Here is a 252-nt window from a genome sequence, read left to right on the forward strand (position 1 = left end):
ACATTATATATGATATTGAAACCCGTAATGGGTTTACGCTTGGCGGCGTTCTACTCTCCCAGGACCCTGCGGTCCAAGTACCATCGACGCTGAAGGGCTTAACGGTCGTGTTCGGGATGGGAACGTGTGGAACCCCTTCGCTATCGCCACCAAACGTTTGAGAGTTTGAGCTCTCAAAACTGAGCAACGAGTGAGTAGCTAGCCGACCTGGCTAGATTTTGTATTTGAATGTTTCCACTCGGGAAACGATTC

1 rRNA gene is annotated in these 252 nt (G+C 49.6%); it reads right to left on the reverse strand.

Annotation, left to right across the window (positions count from 1 at the left end):
- Positions 1-37 precede the first annotated feature (37 nt).
- A 5S ribosomal RNA gene (gene rrf / locus A6049_RS32310) occupies positions 38-154 on the reverse strand.
- Between the last annotated feature and the right edge of the window lie 98 nt (positions 155-252).

The sequence above is a fragment of the Paenibacillus sp. O199 genome, from assembly GCF_001636635.1.
GTDB classification, from domain to species: Bacteria; Bacillota; Bacilli; order Paenibacillales; family Paenibacillaceae; genus Paenibacillus; species Paenibacillus marchantiae.